The organism is Tabrizicola sp., from assembly GCF_016793705.1.
Taxonomy (GTDB): domain Bacteria; phylum Pseudomonadota; class Alphaproteobacteria; order Rhodobacterales; family Rhodobacteraceae; genus Tabrizicola.
Genome location: NZ_JAEULO010000032.1, coordinates 1 through 2,787 on the forward strand (window position 1 = coordinate 1; position 2,787 = coordinate 2,787).

A 2,787-nucleotide genomic window follows, 5' to 3' on the forward strand; every position below is an offset into this window, starting at 1 on the left:
GTAGTCCTTGCCGAAGCGGACATAGCCGTCGGTTTCCGCGATGATCGCGTGATCCTTCGGACGACGGGCCTCGAACAGTTCCGCCACGCGGGGCAGACCCCCGGTGATGTCCTTGGTCTTGGCGCCTTCGCGCGGGATACGGGCCACCACGTCGCCGGGCCGCAGCTCCTGCCCGTCCTCGACGGAAAGGATCGCGTCCACCGACATGGCGTAGGTGATCGGGTTGCCGTTGTCGCCGCGCACCGGATCGCCCGAGGCCGGGTCCATCACGATGATCTCGGGCTTGAGGTCGCCGCCCTTCGGCACCGAACGCCAGTCGGAGACGATCTTCTGGGTCATGCCGGTGGCATCGTCGGTTTCCTCGCGGACCGAGATCCCCGCGACGAGATCCTTGAACCGGGCGACCCCCGCCTTTTCGGCGATGATCGGCAGGGTGAAGGGGTCCCATTCGAAGAGCTTGGTGCCGCGCTTGACCGCTTCGCCTTCCTTGACGTGGAGTTTCGCGCCGTAAGTCAGCTTGTGCGCGGCGCGTTCCTGCCCGGCCTCGTCGATGATCGCCACGCTCATGTTCCGGCCGACGACGATCTGCTCGCCCGCGGCGTTCTTCAGGAGGTTGGCGTTGCGGAACTCGATCTTGCCTTCCTGCGACGCTTCCAGGAACGACTGCTGGCCGCCCTGGGCCACGCCGCCGATGTGGAAGGTGCGCATGGTCAGCTGCGTACCGGGTTCGCCGATCGACTGGGCGGCGATGATGCCGACCGCCTCGCCGATGTTGACGAGCGTGCCGCGCGCCAGGTCGCGGCCGTAGCAGAGCGCGCAGACGCCCTCTTCGGCCTCGCAGGTGAGCGGGCTGCGGATGCGGATCGAGGCAAGCCCCGCGCCGTTGATCAGGTCGGCGCGACGTTCGTCGATCAGCTCTCCCTTGGCCACCAGCACCTCGCCGGTGCCGGGGACAACCACGTCATCGGCCGCGACACGGCCGAGGACCCGTTCGCCCATCGGCACGATCACCTCACCGTCGTTGACCGCGGCCGAGGCCGTGATCGCCTGTTCGGTGCCGCAATCGTGGACGCGGATGATGCAGTCCTGCGCGACATCGACCAGACGGCGGGTCAGGTAGCCCGAGTTCGCCGTCTTCAGCGCGGTATCGGACAGACCCTTCCGGGCGCCGTGGGTCGAGTTGAAGTATTCAAGAACGGTCAGGCCTTCCTTGAAGTTCGAGATGATCGGCGTCTCGATGATCTCGCCCGAGGGCTTGGCCATCAGTCCACGCATCCCGCCCAACTGCTTCATCTGGATGACCGAGCCCCGGGCGCCGGAGTGGGCCATCATGTAGACCGAGTTCGGCTCCTTCTCGGCGCCGTTCTCGTCGGTGCGCGAGGCGGAGATCGTGGCCATCATCGCCTCGGTCACCTTGTCGTTGCACTTGGTCCAGGCGTCGACGACCTTGTTGTACTTCTCGCCCTGGGTGATCAGGCCGTCGAGGTACTGCTGTTCGAAGCCGGCGACCTGCTCCTTGACCTCGTTGACGATCGTCCACTTGGTATCCGGGATCACCATGTCGTCCTTGCCGAAGGAGATGCCGGCGCGGAAGGCTTCGCGGAAGCCCAAGGACATGATCTGGTCGCAGAAAATCACCGATTCCTTCTGGCCGCAGTAGCGGTAGACGGTGTCGATGACGGTCTGCACGTCCTTCTTGCGCAGAAGGCGGTTGACCAGTTCGAACGGGGCTTTCGCGTTCAGGGGCAGGAGATTGCCCAGCCGCAGGCGGCCGGGGGTGGTCTCATACCGTTTCCAGACCACGTTGCCGGTCTCGTCGACCTGGCGCAGGCGGGCCTTGATCCTGGCGTGCAGGTGGACGGCGCCCGCGGCGAGCGCGTGCTCCACTTCCTCGATGTCGGAGAAGGCCATGCCTTCGCCCTGCATCCCCTTGCGCTCCATCGTGACGTAGTAGAGGCCGAGGACCATGTCCTGTGACGGCACGATGATCGGCGCGCCGTTGGCGGGCGAGAGGACGTTGTTGGTCGACATCATCAGCACGCGCGCTTCCAGCTGGGCTTCAAGGCTCAGCGGGACGTGGACGGCCATCTGGTCGCCGTCGAAGTCGGCGTTGAAGGCCGAGCAGACCAGCGGGTGCAGCTGGATCGCCTTGCCTTCGATCAGGATCGGCTCGAAGGCCTGGATGCCCAGGCGGTGCAGCGTCGGGGCGCGGTTGAGGAGAACCGGGTGTTCGCGGATCACCTCGTCCAGGATGTCCCAGACCTCGGGGCGCTCTTTCTCAACCAGCTTCTTGGCCTGCTTCACGGTGCTGGACAGGCCCTTGGCTTCAAGCCGCGAGTAGATGAACGGCTTGAAAAGCTCGAGCGCCATCTTCTTCGGCAACCCGCACTGGTGCAGCTTCAGTTCCGGCCCGGTCACGATGACCGAACGGCCCGAGAAGTCCACCCGCTTGCCGAGCAGGTTCTGCCGGAACCGGCCCTGCTTGCCCTTCAGCATGTCGCTGAGCGATTTCAGCGGGCGCTTGTTGGTGCCCGTGATCACCCGGCCGCGGCGGCCGTTATCGAAGAGGGCATCGACCGCTTCCTGCAGCATCCGCTTTTCGTTGCGGACAATGATGTCCGGCGCGCGAAGCTCGATCAGGCGCTTCAGGCGGTTGTTGCGGTTGATGACGCGACGGTAGAGGTCGTTGAGGTCGGAGGTGGCGAAGCGGCCGCCGTCCAGGGGGACCAGCGGGCGCAGTTCCGGCGGGATCACCGGGAGGACGGTCAGGATCATCCATTCCGGACG

At 65.5% G+C, this 2,787-nt stretch carries 1 protein-coding gene; it reads right to left on the reverse strand.

Going from position 1 to position 2,787, the window contains the following annotated elements; all coding sequences use genetic code 11:
• Window positions 1-2,787: DNA-directed RNA polymerase subunit beta' (gene rpoC / locus JNJ68_RS07035; protein ID WP_294980681.1), on the reverse strand; the 2,787-nt coding region annotated here is incomplete at both ends.